The organism is Ureibacillus sp. FSL K6-0165, from assembly GCF_038004285.1.
Lineage (GTDB): Bacteria > Bacillota > Bacilli > Bacillales_A > Planococcaceae > Ureibacillus > Ureibacillus thermosphaericus.
Genome location: NZ_JBBOQS010000001.1, coordinates 1,923,052 through 1,939,526, shown reverse-complemented (window position 1 = coordinate 1,939,526; position 16,475 = coordinate 1,923,052). Strand labels below are relative to the sequence as shown.

At 35.5% G+C, this 16,475-nt stretch carries 22 protein-coding genes; 1 reads left to right on the top strand and 21 read right to left on the bottom strand.

Annotated elements, in window-relative coordinates:
* Positions 1-117: 117 nt before the first annotated feature.
* The 10 genes from NST00_RS09665 to NST00_RS09620 form a co-directional block, all read right to left on the bottom strand.
* Positions 118-687, bottom strand: coding sequence for a ComE operon protein 2 (locus NST00_RS09665; RefSeq protein WP_096551254.1), 570 nt, complete (start codon positions 685-687; stop codon positions 118-120).
* Positions 688-745: 58 nt separating this feature from the next.
* Positions 746-1,384, bottom strand: coding sequence for a helix-hairpin-helix domain-containing protein (locus tag NST00_RS09660; protein WP_016838589.1), 639 nt, complete (start codon positions 1,382-1,384; stop codon positions 746-748).
* A gap of 75 nt (positions 1,385-1,459) precedes the next feature.
* A complete protein-coding gene (locus NST00_RS09655) occupies positions 1,460-2,200 on the bottom strand; it encodes a class I SAM-dependent DNA methyltransferase (protein WP_340709899.1) in 741 nt (246 codons plus the stop codon).
* Entirely contained in the window at positions 2,193-2,540 is a 348-nt protein-coding gene (gene rsfS, locus NST00_RS09650; protein ID WP_340709898.1) for a ribosome silencing factor, read from the bottom strand. Before rsfS ends, NST00_RS09655 begins: the two co-directional genes overlap by 8 nt.
* A gap of 68 nt (positions 2,541-2,608) precedes the next feature.
* Entirely contained in the window at positions 2,609-3,163 is a 555-nt protein-coding gene (yqeK, locus tag NST00_RS09645) for a bis(5'-nucleosyl)-tetraphosphatase (symmetrical) YqeK (RefSeq protein ID WP_340709897.1), read from the bottom strand.
* Positions 3,150-3,722: a nicotinate-nucleotide adenylyltransferase gene (locus NST00_RS09640; protein ID WP_016838593.1), complete on the bottom strand. Its 573-nt coding sequence runs from the start codon at positions 3,720-3,722 to the stop codon at positions 3,150-3,152. Before NST00_RS09640 ends, yqeK begins: the two co-directional genes overlap by 14 nt.
* Positions 3,723-3,745: 23 nt before the next feature.
* Entirely contained in the window at positions 3,746-4,039 is a 294-nt protein-coding gene (gene yhbY / locus NST00_RS09635; RefSeq protein WP_096551267.1) for a ribosome assembly RNA-binding protein YhbY, read from the bottom strand.
* A 17-nt stretch (positions 4,040-4,056) separates the two neighbouring features.
* Positions 4,057-4,878, bottom strand: a complete 822-nt coding sequence (gene aroE, locus NST00_RS09630) for a shikimate dehydrogenase (RefSeq protein ID WP_340709896.1) — start codon at positions 4,876-4,878, stop codon at positions 4,057-4,059.
* A gap of 21 nt (positions 4,879-4,899) precedes the next feature.
* On the bottom strand, positions 4,900-6,003 hold the full coding sequence (gene yqeH / locus NST00_RS09625) for a ribosome biogenesis GTPase YqeH (protein ID WP_096551271.1): 1,104 nt from the start codon (positions 6,001-6,003) through the stop codon (positions 4,900-4,902).
* Positions 6,003-6,521: a YqeG family HAD IIIA-type phosphatase gene (locus tag NST00_RS09620; protein ID WP_016838597.1), complete on the bottom strand. Its 519-nt coding sequence runs from the start codon at positions 6,519-6,521 to the stop codon at positions 6,003-6,005. The genes yqeH and NST00_RS09620 overlap by 1 nt, the downstream gene beginning before the upstream one ends.
* Before the next feature lie 266 nt (positions 6,522-6,787).
* On the opposite strand from NST00_RS09620, the gene sigK reads away from it, so the two are divergent.
* A complete protein-coding gene (sigK, locus tag NST00_RS09615) occupies positions 6,788-7,513 on the top strand; it encodes an RNA polymerase sporulation sigma factor SigK (RefSeq protein ID WP_016838598.1) in 726 nt (241 codons plus the stop codon).
* Between the two features lie 277 nt (positions 7,514-7,790).
* Here sigK and mtnN read toward each other — a convergent pair whose 3' ends face one another.
* From mtnN to NST00_RS09560, 11 genes are all read right to left on the bottom strand, one after another.
* Positions 7,791-8,483 (bottom strand): 5'-methylthioadenosine/S-adenosylhomocysteine nucleosidase, encoded by a 693-nt coding sequence (mtnN, locus tag NST00_RS09610; RefSeq protein WP_016838600.1) that lies wholly within the window; start codon positions 8,481-8,483, stop codon positions 7,791-7,793.
* Between the two features lie 59 nt (positions 8,484-8,542).
* Complete coding sequence (locus NST00_RS09605; RefSeq protein WP_016838601.1) at positions 8,543-9,235, bottom strand: YrrS family protein; 693 nt, start codon at positions 9,233-9,235, stop codon at positions 8,543-8,545.
* A 148-nt stretch (positions 9,236-9,383) separates the two neighbouring features.
* Positions 9,384-9,872, bottom strand: coding sequence for a transcription elongation factor GreA (gene greA, locus NST00_RS09600; protein ID WP_016838602.1), 489 nt, complete (start codon positions 9,870-9,872; stop codon positions 9,384-9,386).
* A gap of 299 nt (positions 9,873-10,171) precedes the next feature.
* Positions 10,172-11,437, bottom strand: a complete 1,266-nt coding sequence (locus NST00_RS09595; RefSeq protein WP_172597920.1) for a peptidase U32 family protein — start codon at positions 11,435-11,437, stop codon at positions 10,172-10,174.
* A gap of 28 nt (positions 11,438-11,465) precedes the next feature.
* Complete coding sequence (locus NST00_RS09590) at positions 11,466-12,398, bottom strand: peptidase U32 family protein (protein ID WP_340709895.1); 933 nt, start codon at positions 12,396-12,398, stop codon at positions 11,466-11,468.
* Positions 12,399-12,404: 6 nt separating this feature from the next.
* The gene (locus NST00_RS09585; protein WP_016838605.1) at positions 12,405-13,037 is read right to left on the bottom strand and encodes an O-methyltransferase; all 633 of its coding nucleotides are present in this window, start codon (positions 13,035-13,037) and stop codon (positions 12,405-12,407) included.
* Between the two features lie 244 nt (positions 13,038-13,281).
* The gene (gene mltG / locus NST00_RS09580) at positions 13,282-14,376 is read right to left on the bottom strand and encodes an endolytic transglycosylase MltG (protein ID WP_040764647.1); all 1,095 of its coding nucleotides are present in this window, start codon (positions 14,374-14,376) and stop codon (positions 13,282-13,284) included.
* A gap of 322 nt (positions 14,377-14,698) precedes the next feature.
* Positions 14,699-15,217 (bottom strand): DUF1292 domain-containing protein, encoded by a 519-nt coding sequence (locus NST00_RS09575; RefSeq protein ID WP_340709894.1) that lies wholly within the window; start codon positions 15,215-15,217, stop codon positions 14,699-14,701.
* 132 nt (positions 15,218-15,349) lie between these two features.
* The gene (locus tag NST00_RS09570) at positions 15,350-15,661 is read right to left on the bottom strand and encodes a DUF1292 domain-containing protein (protein ID WP_016838608.1); all 312 of its coding nucleotides are present in this window, start codon (positions 15,659-15,661) and stop codon (positions 15,350-15,352) included.
* Between the two features lie 114 nt (positions 15,662-15,775).
* Positions 15,776-16,198, bottom strand: a complete 423-nt coding sequence (gene ruvX / locus NST00_RS09565; protein ID WP_016838609.1) for a Holliday junction resolvase RuvX — start codon at positions 16,196-16,198, stop codon at positions 15,776-15,778.
* Between the two features lie 10 nt (positions 16,199-16,208).
* Entirely contained in the window at positions 16,209-16,469 is a 261-nt protein-coding gene (locus NST00_RS09560; RefSeq protein WP_016838611.1) for an IreB family regulatory phosphoprotein, read from the bottom strand.
* Between the last annotated feature and the right edge of the window lie 6 nt (positions 16,470-16,475).

The following is a 16,475-nucleotide window of genomic DNA, read 5'->3' as shown; positions in this document are numbered from 1 at the left end:
GGATGAAACTTTATCAAATAAGCATGCAAAACTAGCGGTATAAGTAACAATAAAAGCCATGTGGTCTCATGCGCACTGAGGGAGGCAATGAGCACCGACAAGGCATAGTAAATCCACTTATGTTGAAATATCAAATAACTCCTTCACCTTCTCTTCATATAAGGATAATTCTTCTTTATCGGCGCCACTTTGTCGTAACTTCTCCAACAAATCTAAAACTATTTGATATTTCTCGTCTTTTAAAAAGTCAATTTTTGATTTATTAAACGGCACATGAACAACATTTACTCCGGCTTTATTTAATATTTCGATAGCATATGGATCATTTTTATAATCACTAGCATAGTAAACATTTTTAATACCAGATTGGATGATTGCTTTAGTGCATTGCAAACAAGGAAAATGAGTGATATATATATCTGCTCCATTTGTTGAAATACCGTATTTTGCACATTGTAATAGAGCGTTAATTTCTGCATGGATTGCGCGCACACAATGGTTATCTCTTATATAACAACCTTCATCAATACAATGTTCATCACCTGATATGGAGCCGTTGTAACCTCCCGCAATGATTCGTTTATCCCGCACAATCGTAGCACCAACGCTCAAACGTGGACATGTGCTTCGTAAAGCCAATAAATGACTTTGAGCCATAAAATACTGATCCCAAGTAATGCGCTCCATATGATTACCTCCAAATGATTTCTATTTACTAGTATAGAAGAAAATAATTAAATATTAGTTATATCGTGATAAAATCCTTCAATTTTTCAAAGGTTTTTTCACCGATGCCAGAAACACTTTTTAAATCCTCGATTTTTTTAAACGGTCCATGTTCTTCACGATACTGGATGATTGCCTGAGCTTTTGAAGGACCGATTCCTGGCAAAGTTATTAATTTGGACTCATCGGCGGTGTTAATGTTTACTAACGACTCTTTCTTGCTTGATGAATGGCTTTGTTGAAGAGCTTGTCCTAACGGTTGGTATTCTTCATCCCGAAGAAGTTCACCTATTTTTGGTATATAAATAACCATCTCATCTTGCAATTTTTGTGCATGATTAATATAGTTTGAATCAGCTTCTTCTGCATAACCGCCCGCTAATTGAATGGCATCGATAATTCGATCTTCTGTTGTTAATTCATATACGCCGGGAAATTTTACAGCCCCTTTTACATCAACAATGACTTTTGTAGAAGTGGGTTCTTCCGATTGAAGGGTTTCCATGTCATCGAAAATTTGTGGTTGAGGAATGGTTGAAACGAGTTCAGCGTCATCCGAACTGTCTTGCTGAAGTAAATAGATAGCAATGAATAGGCAAAGGATTCCGGGTGCTACAAGCATTTTTCCATACTTCTTTAAGAAATCGTGGAAAATCATAGAGCACCCCTTCTAGAAGGTAAATCATATGGAGTCACCTTTATGATACTCGATTTACCTTCTAAAGAAAAGATGTCATTTCACTGCACGAATAAAAATACGTTCACTCGTGTTGGTAGGTGATTGGTCTTCCCAATCTGCAGTTATAAATATTTGTGAAAAACCAACTTCCTTTAACCAATTTTCATAAGTTTCAATTGAAAAGGTTCTCTGATAATGTTGTTCATCAAAACGCTCATAAAGATTCGTTAAATCTTCCATTACAAAAAATGTGATGTCATGAACAACAGAATGCTCTTCTTCCCCTTTTTCTGTATACCAGATATAGAAAATTTCGCCGTCATCATACGTAAAAGGACTTTGTAAAAAGATTTCATCCATTTTATAAACGGAATGGACATCAAAAAATAGTTGACCTCCCACACGTAAAGTTGAATATACTCTTTTGAACGTTTCTTTCACTTGTTTTTCACTTTGTAAGTAATTGATTGAATCAATGGGAATGACAACAACATCTATATTTGAAAAGCCCTCTAAATCATCCATTGACATATGGTAAAACGGTATCGTCAAATCCTCTTTTTGGGACCGTTCTTGAGCAATTGTAAGCATCGATTCAGATAAATCAATGCCACTAACTTGATAACCCGCTTTACTAAAAAGTATCGATAATGTACCAGTCCCGCATCCGACATCTAATAATGTGGGATAATTGGAACTTGGTGCTAAGGCAGTAACCCACTTAACATACTGATCATATGGGATGTCTTCCATGAGAACATCGTACACTTCGGCAAAACGTTCGTAACTATTCACTGACACTCGGCACTTCGATTTGTGGTGCATCTCCCCATAATCGTTCTAAATTGTAGAATTGTCGTTCGTCCTTATTGAATACATGAACGACCATATCACCTAAATCGATTAAAATCCAACGAGCAGAATCGTATCCTTCAATTCTTCTAACATCAAAACCATTTTCTTCCGCTTTTTCTTTCACTTCTCTCGCAATCGCTTGAATTTGACGATCTGAATTTCCATGACAAATAATAAAATAATCTGCTAGTAATGAAATGTTTTTCATATTTAAAATGACGATATCTTCTGCACGCTTATCGTCTAATGCTTTATAAACTACTTGCAACAAATCTGCCATTGAGTCACAATTCCTCTCCTTCTGTATTTACTATCTATTTTTTCGAATTGTCAAAAAAGCTAAACAAATTATTTATAATAATCGTTATAACATTCGATGGAATCAGGAAAAATCGGCTGCTTTGTATGAACTAAAAAGGCAATAGAATGACGAATACATGCACACATCGCTTGATTTAAATCTTGTTGTGCCTTATTTCTTAATTTTTCTACTCCATCGAATGAACGATTCGGTTCAATCATATCGGCAATATAAATAATTTTTTCCAATTTCGACATGCCTGCTCGACCTGTCGTATGGAAACGAATGGCATTTAAAATATCTTCATTGGATATATGAAATTCATGTTCGGCAATCCAAGCACCTACAGGACCATGTAAAATTTCTGGCCCCCAATCCAACAATCTTGTATCCAGACCGTGTTCCTTTACGATATTTTTCATCCAATCTTCATCCGCATATTTCGCAACATCATGCAAAATGGCAGCTGTTTCTGCTGCTTTCACATCTGCTCCATATAGTTCAGCTAATTGAATTGCCGTTTCCATTACTCCTATTGTATGAATATAGCGCTTTTCTGGCATTCGAGATTTAATTCGATTCAATAATTCACTTCGCTCCATAAAGTCCTTCCTTTCGAATATAAGCTTCCACTTCCGGTGGTAATAGAAATCTTAATGTTCCACCTGTGGCAAACCGTTCACGTATTAATGTGGAAGATAAAGCTATATCTGGAGCTTCTACCATAATAATGTTATAAGGTGACTCCGACTTGGCACCAGGGCGCTTAATACCAACAAACTGAACAATTTTTACGAGTTCATCGATATGATGCCAAGTGTGGAGGGTATCAATCATATCTCCACCAATAATAAAATAAAACTCGACATCCGGCTCTCTTTCTCTTAATGCCACCATCGTGTCATAAGTATAAGAAACTCCACCACGTTCCAGTTCAATCGTTTCCACCGTAAATTCTTTATAAGGTTTTATTAGTAATTGCACCATTTGCAGACGATTTTCATTTGTTGATTCGTCTTCCTTTTTTTTATGTGGAGCAATTGCGTTTGGCATAAAGCGGACTTCATCAAGTTGTAAGGCATGATAAACTTCATTTGCCATAATTAAATGTCCGATATGTGGAGGATTAAAAGTCCCTCCTAATATGCCGACTTTTTTCATTAAAGAACACCTGACTTTAAAATTTATTTAGGTAATTCAATTCTTTTATTTTTCTTTGAAGGTTTATATAGCACAACTGTAAGGCCAATTAATTGAACAAGTTCAGAATTCGTTCCCGAAGCCAATGCTTCTGCTACATCGTGTTTATCTTCTTCACAATTATCTAGAATGCGAACTTTAATAAGCTCTCTAGCTTCAAGAGCATCTTCTATTTGGCGAAGCATTTGTTCATTCACTCCGCCCTTCCCTACTTGAAATATCGGATTTAAATGATGGGCTTCTGCCCGCAAAAATCTTTTTTGTTTACCTGTAAGCATAGGTTCCTCCTAGTAATCTATTTTAATTGCTCTATTAATTTCTCCATCATTTTTTCGGTGTTTGGATATTGACCTAGCCAATGGTTAAATGCGATTGCTCCCTGATGAATAAACATTCCTAGCCCAGTTACAATCTTTGCTTGTCGTTTTTCAGCTTCTAACAGGAAAGGAGTCATTAACGGATTATACACGATATCGGCAACAATTGTTCCCTCCTGTAATTGATCCAATGAAATTGGGAGCTTGTTTTCTCCAGTTGAAAGCCCTAGAGAAGTCGCTTGAATAATAATACCATATTGATCTAATTGTTTTTCTGCTTGTTCAAGAGAAAGAGCAATCCCTTCACCAAGTTCTTGGATGATTGCTTCTGCTTTTGAAACAGTGCGATTGGCAATATGGATTTGTTCATAACCATATTGCTGCAACGCAAAAGCAATTCCCCTGCTTGCTCCTCCAGCTCCAATCAGAAGCACTTTCTTCTCTTTGTTCTTTCCGACCGCCTCTTCTAAAGCATGTACAAAACCAGCACCATCCGTATTATAACCTTTTAATGAGCCATCATTTTGTCTAACAATTGTGTTGACTGCCCCCATCTTTTGAGCAATCGGATCGATGTCATCTAATAAAGGTATAATGGATTCCTTATGGGGAATTGTCACGTTCCATCCACTAGCACCTAGCAATTTTAAAGCAGCAACGGCTTCCTCTAATTGTTCACTTTTCACGTGAATTGGAATGTAAGTCGCATCAATTCCCATTTCATGAAACCACGTATTATGCATGAACGGCGATTTTGAATGAGCGATCGGATCACCAATAACAGCAAACCATTTCTTCATTACCTAACCCTCTTCCAATACTTAAATTAAAGAAGGACGTATAAATACTTCTACACCTTTAGGCGCATGACAAGCAACGACAACATTTGGTTGTTGCACTGTAATCCATCCTAGCCCGGAAATGACGATATCTGTTTTACCTTCTTTTATCGAAAACTCGTGACGAACAAATGGAGGTAATTGGTTGATAAACTCTTCCGAAGGCGGAGATAATAACTTGCCTCGGTGTTCATCATATAATGCGTCGGCTTTTTCCAATTTCGTACGATGGATTGGAAGTTCGTTTGATACATACACAGTAAACGAGTTGCGATTACCTTTAATAAAATCAAATCGAGCTAGTCCACCGATAAACAATGTCTGTTCAGCATTTAATTGATACACTTTTGGCTTAATTTCTTTTTTCGGTGTAATATACTTTAACTCACTTTCATGAATATGATGAGCCATTTGGTGATGATTGATAATACCGGGCGTATCGTAAATTGCTTTTCCATCTTCCATTGGAATTTCAATCATATCTAGAGTTGTTCCAGGGAAATGAGATGTTGTAATTAAATTCCCTTCTCCAGTAGCGCGTTTGATAATGCGATTAATAAATGTAGACTTTCCTACATTGGTACAACCGACTACGAATACATCTTTTCCTTCACGATATTGATCGATTGTTTCAATGACTTCATCCATTCCGTGTCCTTTATGGGCACTTACTAGTTTTACCTCGACAGGATGTAATCCAAATTCTCGTGAAGCTCTCTTTAGCCAACGCACCACTTTTTCTCGTTTCACAGATTTCGGTAACAAATCCGATTTATTTGCTACTAGTAATACCGGATTATTTCCAACAAATCGATGAATTCCTGGTATGAAGCTTCCATTAAAATCAAAGATATCTACAATTTTCACAATCAGTCCATCATGATTACCTAAGCCATTTAATATTCTCAAAAAGTCATCATCAGTTAATCGTACCGGTTGAATCTCGTTATAGTTTTTTAATCGAAAACATCTTTGGCAAATTACTGTTTCTTTTTCTAACGTTTTTGGCGGCGCATAGCCTGTTTCTTCTGGATTTTCAGTTTGAATTTTTACACCGCAGCCAATACAAGTTGGCATTTCTGTCATTATTGTTCCTCCCACATCGTAATTCCTTTTCTTTTTAATACTTTAAATAAGCGTCGTTCAACAAAACGGTTAAAGCGCGTAACAAAGCCATCCGACTCCGCTACAGGTCGAACTAAAAAAGTATAAAGTTGCAATCGTTTTGCACCTAAAATATCCGTAAGCAACTGATCGCCTACCATTGCCACTTCATTTCTATTTAATTGCAATTTATGAAGAGCAGCTTTATAAGCTTGTCCAAGCGGTTTTTTTGCACGATAAATATACGGTATTTTCAATGGTTCTGCAAACCGTTTTACTCTTTCTTCGTTGTTATTGGAAGCAATGATGATTTGGATGCCTGCTTCTTGCATCAATCTCATCCATTCAGCAATTTCTTTCGTCGCTTCCTTTCGATTCCATTCGATTAATGTATTATCCAAATCGGTTATTATACCTCGAATTCCAAGTGATTTTAATTTTTCTGGAGTAATTTCAAACACTGATGCAACAAATTCATTTGGTAAAAATAACTTATACAAAACCTTTTCCCCTCTTACAAAAATTTATTTCCCATTATAGCATAACCTTCAATTTGAAACCTATGTAGCACGAACATAACGATGGAACTCAATGCTCCTCACATAATACTACAACAATTGAAACATTTACTAAACTATCAAATGTTAAACAGTTCTTTCAAGCCTTTTCTTATGAATTTTACTTTTTTCTACAGAATAAGCGTCGTTACGCATTTTTTCATACTTCAATTCATATAATGTCGAAAAAAGCGGAAAGGATGACCTCCTTGAGCGGAATATTGGCATCACTGATTCAGCTTTGGTTAGATATTCCCGCATTTCTAGGATACCTTAAAGGTCAGGCATTTCATAAACCATTCACATCAGAAGAAGAAGCAAAAGCAATTGAACGATTTTTAGCGGGCGATGAGCAAGCGCGACTTGATTTAATTGAACGGAATATGCGGCTTGTTGCCCATGTGGTGAAAAAGTTCCATCCCCCACACGAACAATTGGACGATTATATTTCAATTGGAACGATCGGGTTAATGAAAGCTGTGAGCAGTTTTACACCAGATAAAAAAACTCGCCTCGCAACATATGCAGCCCGTTGCATTGAAAATGAAATACTCATGCACCTTCGAGCACAAAAAAAGGTCCAAAAAGACGTATCCTTATTCGAACCCATTGGAGTGGATAAAGAGGGACAATCTTTGCAAATACGAGACATCTTACAACTAGATGAAAAACCTGCAATCGAAAAAATCGAACAAAAAGAAAGTTTCGAACAATTGTATACGTATCTCAATACATTGGATCCGAGAGAATTGGAAATTATTATTTACCGTTACGGATTAAATAATGAAGAACCTTTAACTCAAAAAGAAATTGCAAAAAAATTAAACATATCCCGAAGTTATGTATCTCGAATTGAAAAAAGAGCTCTTGTGAAATTGTACCAACAATTTAAACATAATCAAAATGAAAGAGAAAGAGAACGGGAAAAAAAGTAAAACAATGAGCCAGCTCAAATGTTGAGCCGGCTCAATTCTTATATAAATAGAAAAAGCTCATTTAAATATTAATTTAAACGAGCTAATTGTTTTTTATTTTGATTTTACAGAACCGTCATTTGCACCGTACCAAGCAATCAATCCAACAAGTGCAGTAATTGTTACAGAAACTAACATTAATGTTAAAATCATACCTTTACCTCCTCCAAAAATGCATAACGAGCTTACATATATATTACTTTTTACCAAATGATGCAGTCAAGACCTTCTAGAATCCTTATAATTTCTCTATCGTTTTCAGAACAATTGCAGTTGAATGTTTCGCCGCCAATGGTAAAAACTCATCAAATGAAATGTCGGATTCTTTCCCTGCAATATCTGATAAGGCGCGAATGACTACAAATGGCGTTTGAAATTGATAACATACTTGGGCAACCGCAGCAGCTTCCATTTCACATGCTTTCATTTGCGGAAAATGTTTTCGAACCGCTTCAACTCGTTCAGGGTCATACATAAATGAATCACCGGAACAAATGAGCCCTACTCCATATTGATGTTCCCCTACTTCTTTTACCGACTCAACAGCCAGTTTCATTAACTTTTCATCTGCTTTGTAAGCAGGTGGCATTTGCGGTACTTGCCCCATTTCATATTTAAAAACAGTACAATCCACATCATGGTGTCTAACTTCATCTGATATTACAACGGAACCTACTTCTAAATCAGGGTCATAGCCGCCAGCAGAACCTGTATTGATAACAACATCTGGTTGAAAATGATGAAGTAAAATCGTTGTGGACATGGCAGCATTCACTTTTCCAATTCCGCTTTTCAATAAAACGACATCTTTTCCTTTATATGTACCAGTAGTATATTCACAATTTGCAATGGTCGTAACGGTTTTATTTTCTAATGCTTTTCGCAATAATTCAACCTCTTCTTCCATTGCACCGATAACTGCAATTTTCATATTTTAATTCCTCCTTGAAATCCACATCTATTCCAACTTAACGGAAATATCCATTGTGGTCAATTCATTACTTCATACGTGCCATCAATTTTTTTTAGTATTTCTACTTTAATTGGAATCCATCCTGCATTTTCAATCCATTTTATGTGAACTCGATATTTTTCTGTTTGATCTTTTGATGATACAACGGCAACTGCCCCTTTTCCTGTGCCATCATTTCTTACAGACCAATAAATAATATTATCTTCTTGTAATTCCACAGCATTTCGAATCGTCAATAATTTTTCTTCATAATCTACATGGCCCTCTTCAAAAGCAGAAACGTGCTCACCAGTTTGTCTCGTAGGCGTCACTTGCCAGTTGTTATTAACAATGACTTTTTCCACATTGGCATCTGAGGAAGTAGACACGATAATTTCATCATTGTTTTCATCATGAATGGACGAATTGTCTTCTTGCAGATTATTTGGCTCTTCATTTTTATTTGAAGCGTCTAAAGATTCTTCTTCATCCTTTTTACTATCCTGCTCCTCCAATTCTTCACTATCTTCATGTTCTTTTAATTCTTCCACTTTCGTATCTTCTCTAGCCACTTCATCTTCTTCATCATCTTTTACGATGAAATAAATATTAATCACAATTAACGTAAATACAATGGCTATCAATACATTGAGTATACGATTCATTTTTCGTTTATTATCTGAATAACGTTTCATTCTACGGCTATTTAATTCTTGTTTTTCCTTCGCCATATGATTCCTCCTTATATTTCTTTTTCCATATTACCAAGAAATTGAGATAAACAAATACTTCAACTAAATTTTTAATATTGTTGTCATATGAATATTACAAATGAAAAAGTCGACAAATTTTTATAAAATTTGTCGACTTTATTATCCATTAGTCGTTTGAAGAACGAATTGCTACGATTTTAACTTCCATTTCGCCGCCAGGAGTTGTTAATTTCACTACATCTCCAACTTTATGACCTAATAATGCTTTCGCGATTGGAGAATCGTTCGAAATTTTTCCTTCAAAAGGATCTGCTTCTGCAGAACCAACGATTACATACTCTTCTTCTTCGCCATCCGGCAATTCAATAAATGTTACCGCTTTACCAAGGGTAACGATATCTGCATCTTCTTCGCTTTCTTCAATAATCACTGCGTTACGCAACATATTTTCAATTGCAGAAATACGCCCTTCTACAAATGCTTGTTCTTCTTTTGCAGAATCATACTCGGAGTTTTCAGATAAATCTCCAAAACCACGAGCAACTTTAATGCGTTCTACAACTTCTTTTCTTTTTTCTGTTTTCAAATATTCAAGTTCTTTTTCTAATTTTTCTTTACCCGCTAAAGTCATTGGGTATTGTTTTTCGTTTGACAAGACACTCACTCCTTAAGAAACATCACTTTTTTCATCCAATCACATTACCATATTTTGTAATGCAATCGTTTTCTTTTTCTGAAGAAAAATTTCTTATATATGATAAAACCCGGTTATTAGAAAAGCATATGTTACCTTTGGACAATTTAGAAGAATCCAACGGACGCTTTCTAATAACCGAATTTTATTTCAACAATATATCAAATTGTCATTTAATAGTGAATAATGTAAAAATCATGCAAAAGAATCAATACCATACTCATCATATTATACTATGAGTTTTGTTTCAAGAGCAGTTCTTATTTATTTTTTCTTCTCATCATATTGTATCGGTGAAGTGGTTTTTCGACTTTAAATTTCACGATTTGAAGTGGGTGGTTCGCCACCTCAATCGGTTCATTCTCTTCATTCCACATTTGACCGACTGTCATAGTAAATGTATCGATTTCTGGACCGAAGAATTCTACCGTATCTCCTGTTTTGAAGTAATTGCGCTGTTGCAATGTAACCATTTGTGTTTCCTCATCATAATCAAAAACAAATCCAGCAAAATCCCATTCCGGCTTCTTCGCATGGAAACCAAACATTTGTTGTTTATAGCTAGGTTCGCCTTCAAAGAATGCTGAAGCTGTGGCACGATTTGCACAACGATCTAATTCTTCCAACCATTCTCTTTTAATTTTGAAATTTTCCGGATCCGCACAATAGCTATCGATCACTTTGCGATAAACTGAAATTACCGTAGCAACGTAATGAATGGATTTCATGCGCCCTTCTACTTTTAATGAATCAATTCCTAATTCTATCATATGAGGAATGGATTCAATTAATTTTAAATCTTTCGGGCTCATTGCAAAAGGTGCGTCTCCTTCATTAAATAAAGGTTTTTCTTCCCCATTTACATTTTCATATAAGTCATAATCCCAACGGCAGCTTTGACAACAACCGCCACGGTTTGAGTCACGAGCTGTCATGTGATTTGATAACACACAACGCCCAGAATATGCAATACACATAGCACCGTGAACGAATGTTTCAATCTCAATATCCACTTTTTCTTTGATTAGACGAATCTCTTCCGCACCTACTTCACGGGCTAAAACAACCCGATCCAAACCTTCAGATTTCCAGTATTTTACCGCTTTCCAGTTCGATAAAGATTGCTGAGTTGAAAGATGGATTTCCAACTCTGGCGCTACTCTTTTACATGTTTCAATAATTAATGGATCTGCTACAATGATTCCTTTTACACCTACGTCAGCAATTGCACGCAAATATTCTTCTAGGCCTGCCATATTTTCATTGTGGGCAAAAATATTTGTCGTTACATAAATTACTGCACCATATTTTTTTGCAAATTCAACACCTTCACGCATTTCTTCAATGGTGAAATTATCTGCATTGGAACGCAATCCAAATTCTTGACCACCGATAAATACTGCATCAGCACCGTAATGTACAGCTACTTTTAATTTTTCTAAACTACCCGCAGGAGCAAGTAATTCCGGCTTTTTCGTAATAATGCGTTTGCCATTTATTGTTTCACGAATGCTTTCATTTTCAATTAATTGTAACAATGGAGATCCCCCTTTCTTAATAAACTGTTTCCTTATAAATAAATCCAGTATCTAATGGACGTAATGGTGGTTGAATCGCTTTAATTTTTTCGAATAATTCATCTTTTATTTCATCATAAGCATCTTCCCCTTTATCGAAATAAGCATCAATTGCTTGTCGATAAAGGCTTGTTACTGTCGTAATATATTCTTCAGTTTGCAAAATTCCATCAATCTTCAACGAATCGATTCCCGCTTCGAAAAACTCTGTTAATTCATCAATTAAACAAATATCATTTGGCGAGAAAATATGCGTTCCATTCAAGTCTTCATATATCGGATATTTGTTGTTACGTTCTTTATCGTGTAAGAACATGTTTTTATTTTCTTTTCGATTTTCAATTTCCATTACTTCTCCTCGGTAAAGGAAATAGTTTCCTAATAATTTCCGTTTTGATTGGAACATGCAAGTCATCCCATGTACTTGTACTTCAATTTCGTATTTGGAGTTTTCTTTTATTTCTAAAATCTCATCAAGGGATAACTCACGGGCTAATACTGCACGCTTCGCTCCTCGTTCTCCCCAATAATTTACTTGGAACCAGTTTGTTGCTGTTGTTTCTGGATTCCAATGTAGGGGAATTGTAATACCAAATTCTCGAACTGACATGAGAACTGCAGGGTCACCGAATAAAATCGCATCAGGTCCAATTTGTTGTAATTGTTTTAAATATTCATCCAACGCATCAATGCGATCATTATGGAATAAAGCATTGCAAGAAACATAAACTTTCTTACCTGCTTCGTGGATGATTTGCGTGGCTTCTTTTACTTCGTCAATGGAAAATTCTCCGGCAAGTCTCAATCCAAATTTTTGTTCACCGATAACAAATGCATCGGCACCAGCCTCGATTAATTCTTTAATATGGGGTATTGATTTAGGCGTCACGAGTAATTCTGGTTTTTTCAAATGTCTTCACCTCTTTAAACAAATTAGTAAACCATCGCCAACGGGGACAAAGGTCGTAGAATAATCTGAATGGTTTTTAATCCACTCGGTAAACTCTTTTAAATTGCGAATCATCGAGCGTTTTCGTTTTGGTACTTCTTCCAATGGAATGTCCGATAATCCGTGCATGTAAATATTGTCAATATAAATGACTCCACCTGACGGAACTAGGGGAGAATATTTTTCAAAAAAGCGCATATTTTGCCCTTTCGCTGCATCAATAAAAACAGCATCAAAAGTAGATTGAAACTTCGTTACATCTACTTCTAACGCATCTCCTTCAATCACCGTAATTCGGTTTCCAACGTGACTTTCCTCAATAAACTGCTTAGCAAGTTGGACGCGTTGTTCATCTCTTTCGATTGTAACGATACGGCAATAAGGCACCGCTTCAGCAATGCGAATAGCCGAATAGCCAATTGCTGTACCAATTTCTAAAACTGTCTTCGGTCGTTGAATACGCAGTATTTGAGTTAAAACTTCGATTGCCGAAGCTTTCATAATCGGAACATGGTGATTTTGTGCATATTGTTCCATTTTTTGCAGCAATTCATTCCGAGGATGAATGAAGGACTCTATGAACTGATCTGAAAACTCCATGTTTTCTCTCCTTCAGATTATATATAAAAAGAAAAAAACCAAACGAGTTGGCTTTAATCAACTACACTATGGAAAAATCACATCTAATCATAACATGAAAATCAATGGAAAGCGAACATTCTTTACTATTTTCATATTGAAAAGTTTAGAATTCAGACTATTGACCGAATGATTACCAATATCGGAATTGAATGAATAAAAAATAGCAGTTAACCAACATGGTTAATTCTGCTATTTTTGCATTTTATTTATTATTCAAATAAAGACTTTTGTTTTGTAGATGTTCATCGTATGATTTCGCGAAATGATTGTTCCCTTCTTTATCCGCTAAGAAATAGAGATAATCAGTATCTGTAGGATTTAAAGCAGCTTCAATTGAAACGACACCAGCATTAGCAATTGGACCTGGTGGTAATCCTGGGTTCACATAAGTATTGTATGGACTTTGAACTTCTAAATCTTCATATAATACTCTTTCTTTATGTCCGCCTAATGCATATAATACAGTTGGGTCCGTTTGAAGAGGCATGCCGATTTCTAATCGGTTATAAAATACGCTTGCAATCGTCTCGCGATCCGTCTTTTCAGTGGCTTCCTCTTCCAATAATGAAGCAAATGTTAATAGCTCATGAACTGTCATCTCTTTTTCTGCAATTAAAGATTGATACTCATTGATGACATCGTTTGTTTTTTCAATCATCGGAATAACGATATCATCTAAAGTAACATCTTCTTCATAGAATGCGTAAGTCGCAGGAAACAAATATCCTTCTAACGGGTAACGGATGTTGGAATCCAATACCTCTTCCGTAATAAGTTCAGGATAAGAAGCCATCATGCTATTAATGAATTCTTCGCTGTTTACCTTCTCCATAAACTGTTCTTTTGTGTATTTCGTCTTTTTTTCAATAATGTTAGCAATCTGCTCTAATGTTAATCCTTCTGGAATCGTTATCGCTAGTACAGGTTCTCTATATACTTTTCCTGTTTTCAAGCTTTCTAAAATTTCATCTAAAGTCATGCTTGGCGACATCGTATAATTGCCGGCTTGGAAATTCGACTGATTATTAAATTTTGCGTAATATTTAAAGATTGTCGCATTTTTTATAATACCATGTTCTTCTAATATTTTTGAAATGGTAGATAACCCAGAGCCCATAGGAATTTCTACTTGAATTTGTTTTTCCGATTGTGGATCAACAGGCTGTAATGCACTTTTTACAAATAACGTGCCAGATAACCCAACAACTACAATTAACGTCAAAATAAACAGCGTTACTGTTGTTACAATTCGACGGACTACTTTTCCTTCTTGTTTACGCAATTTTACTTTATCCATTATTTCATTTTTCCTTTGTTGTTCTTGCTCCACTGGTTTCCCCCCTTGCAACTCTTAACATATCATATAAAATTATGAAAGAATTAACAATATTGAAATGCGCTTTCGGTTGACTCTTTCGTTTTGTATATGTATTTGTACGTTTTTTCACAAGAAAAAGTTCTATCAATCTTATCATTTCTGATAAATACGAATTTTCAAACAACAATTTATAACAATGATGATTTAATAAATTGTCAATACAACTGTTTTTATTATGTTTCCCTGCGGTATGAAAAAATCAAACCGCAGGAATTCTTCAGCCTAAAAGGATTGATTAGAGTTATTGATTCAAAAACTCAACTGTTTCTTCAATTTTTTTCCATTCCTCATCTGACTCTACTGGGAAAATTTCTTGTATTTCACCATCTTCCGAATCGACGTAGCTTGCAACATAAAGGTTTTCAATTGGTTCCGTTTCATCGGTTGTATACACGACATATTTTTTTCCGAATTCATCTAATGTAAATCGATAAATGACTTTGCATTCTATTTCATTTCCTTCTTCATCCGTTGCAATAAATGCGTCTCTTTCTTCTTCAGAAAATGTATCAACTAGTGTATTGTATACTTCTTCAACCATGTCCCACTCTTCTTCTGTTTCCAATTCCTGAAAATTCGTCATTTCTAAATTTTCATCAAGTTCATATCGTACTGCTGAAATTTCTTCGCTTTCATTACCATCTTCATCGATTATCGTATAAATGCAATAAGAATGGTCGTCTGTATCAAAGGTAAATAATACTTTGTATTTCATCTCTACACCATCTTCTGTTGTTAAATAAAAATATTGTTGATCCATGTTTTCCTCCTAATATTTATAACCTTTTCAAGTTTAGTGTGGAACGTTCCATGAAAAATAATCGATATTATTAACAAGTAAATCAATCATAAGCATGAAAAAAGTAGGCAAAATTTTGCCTACTTTATATGATTATTCTTCATCGTCTTCTAGTTCAAATTCTTCTTCCAAAGAATTTAATACTTCTTCAATCATATCCCATTCTTCTTCCGTTTCAATCGGCTGAAGTTCTCCATCTTCTCCATTTTCAGCAGGAGTAAATGAAGAAGCGAAAATTTCGATTTGACCATCTTCATCTTCTTCCGCACCGACGATTGTATATAATACATAGGACTTTCCGAATTTCTCAGAATCAAAAGTGTGTATTACTTCGCATAATTGCTCATTTCCGTCTTCATCAATTACAGTAATATGTCTTTCTTCATAATCATGTTCATGTACCATGTTGGTCACCTCTTTTTAAGAATATAAACAAAATATATAATCATCCCTCGACATAATTGTCTTTAGGAAAGTATAAAACATGATGAAATCACTTTATTCACCCAACATGGGATCTTATTTAAATGATTTACTATCCAAATATCCTTGTAAAATCATGACCGCTGCCATTTTATCGATTACTTTTTTTCTCTTTTTTCGACTGACATCGGCTTCAATGAGCATTCGTTCAGCAGCCATTGTTGTTAAACGTTCATCCCAAAGCGTTACTGGCAAATTGAACGCATTTTCTAAAAGCTTCTTATAGTTCTCGGAAGCTTCTCCTCGTGGACCAACAGTGTTGTTCATATTTTTAGGATATCCGACAACAAATTCGGTAACCCCGTACTCTTTTACAAGCTCTTTAATTCGTTCAATCCCAAATTCGCCAGTTTCTTCGTCTATATGAATCGTCTCAATTCCTTGAGCTGTTAAACCCAATGGATCGCTGATTGCAATGCCAACTGTCTTCGTACCGACATCTAATCCCATTACTCTCATTGATTATTCCTCATTTGTTATTTCTAATATAGAATTTCACAAGCTCTTCTAAAATTTCATCACGTTCAAGTTTACGAATTAAATTTCGTGCATCTTGATGGCGAGGAATATATGCCGGATCACCAGATAACAAGTACCCTACGATTTGATTTGTCGGGTTATACCCTTTCTCCTCAAGTGCAGAGTACACTTTTAGCATTACTTGCTTGACTTCATCTTCCATTGATTCTTCTGGAAAGCTAAATTTCATTGTTTGATCAAACGAACTCAAGACCAG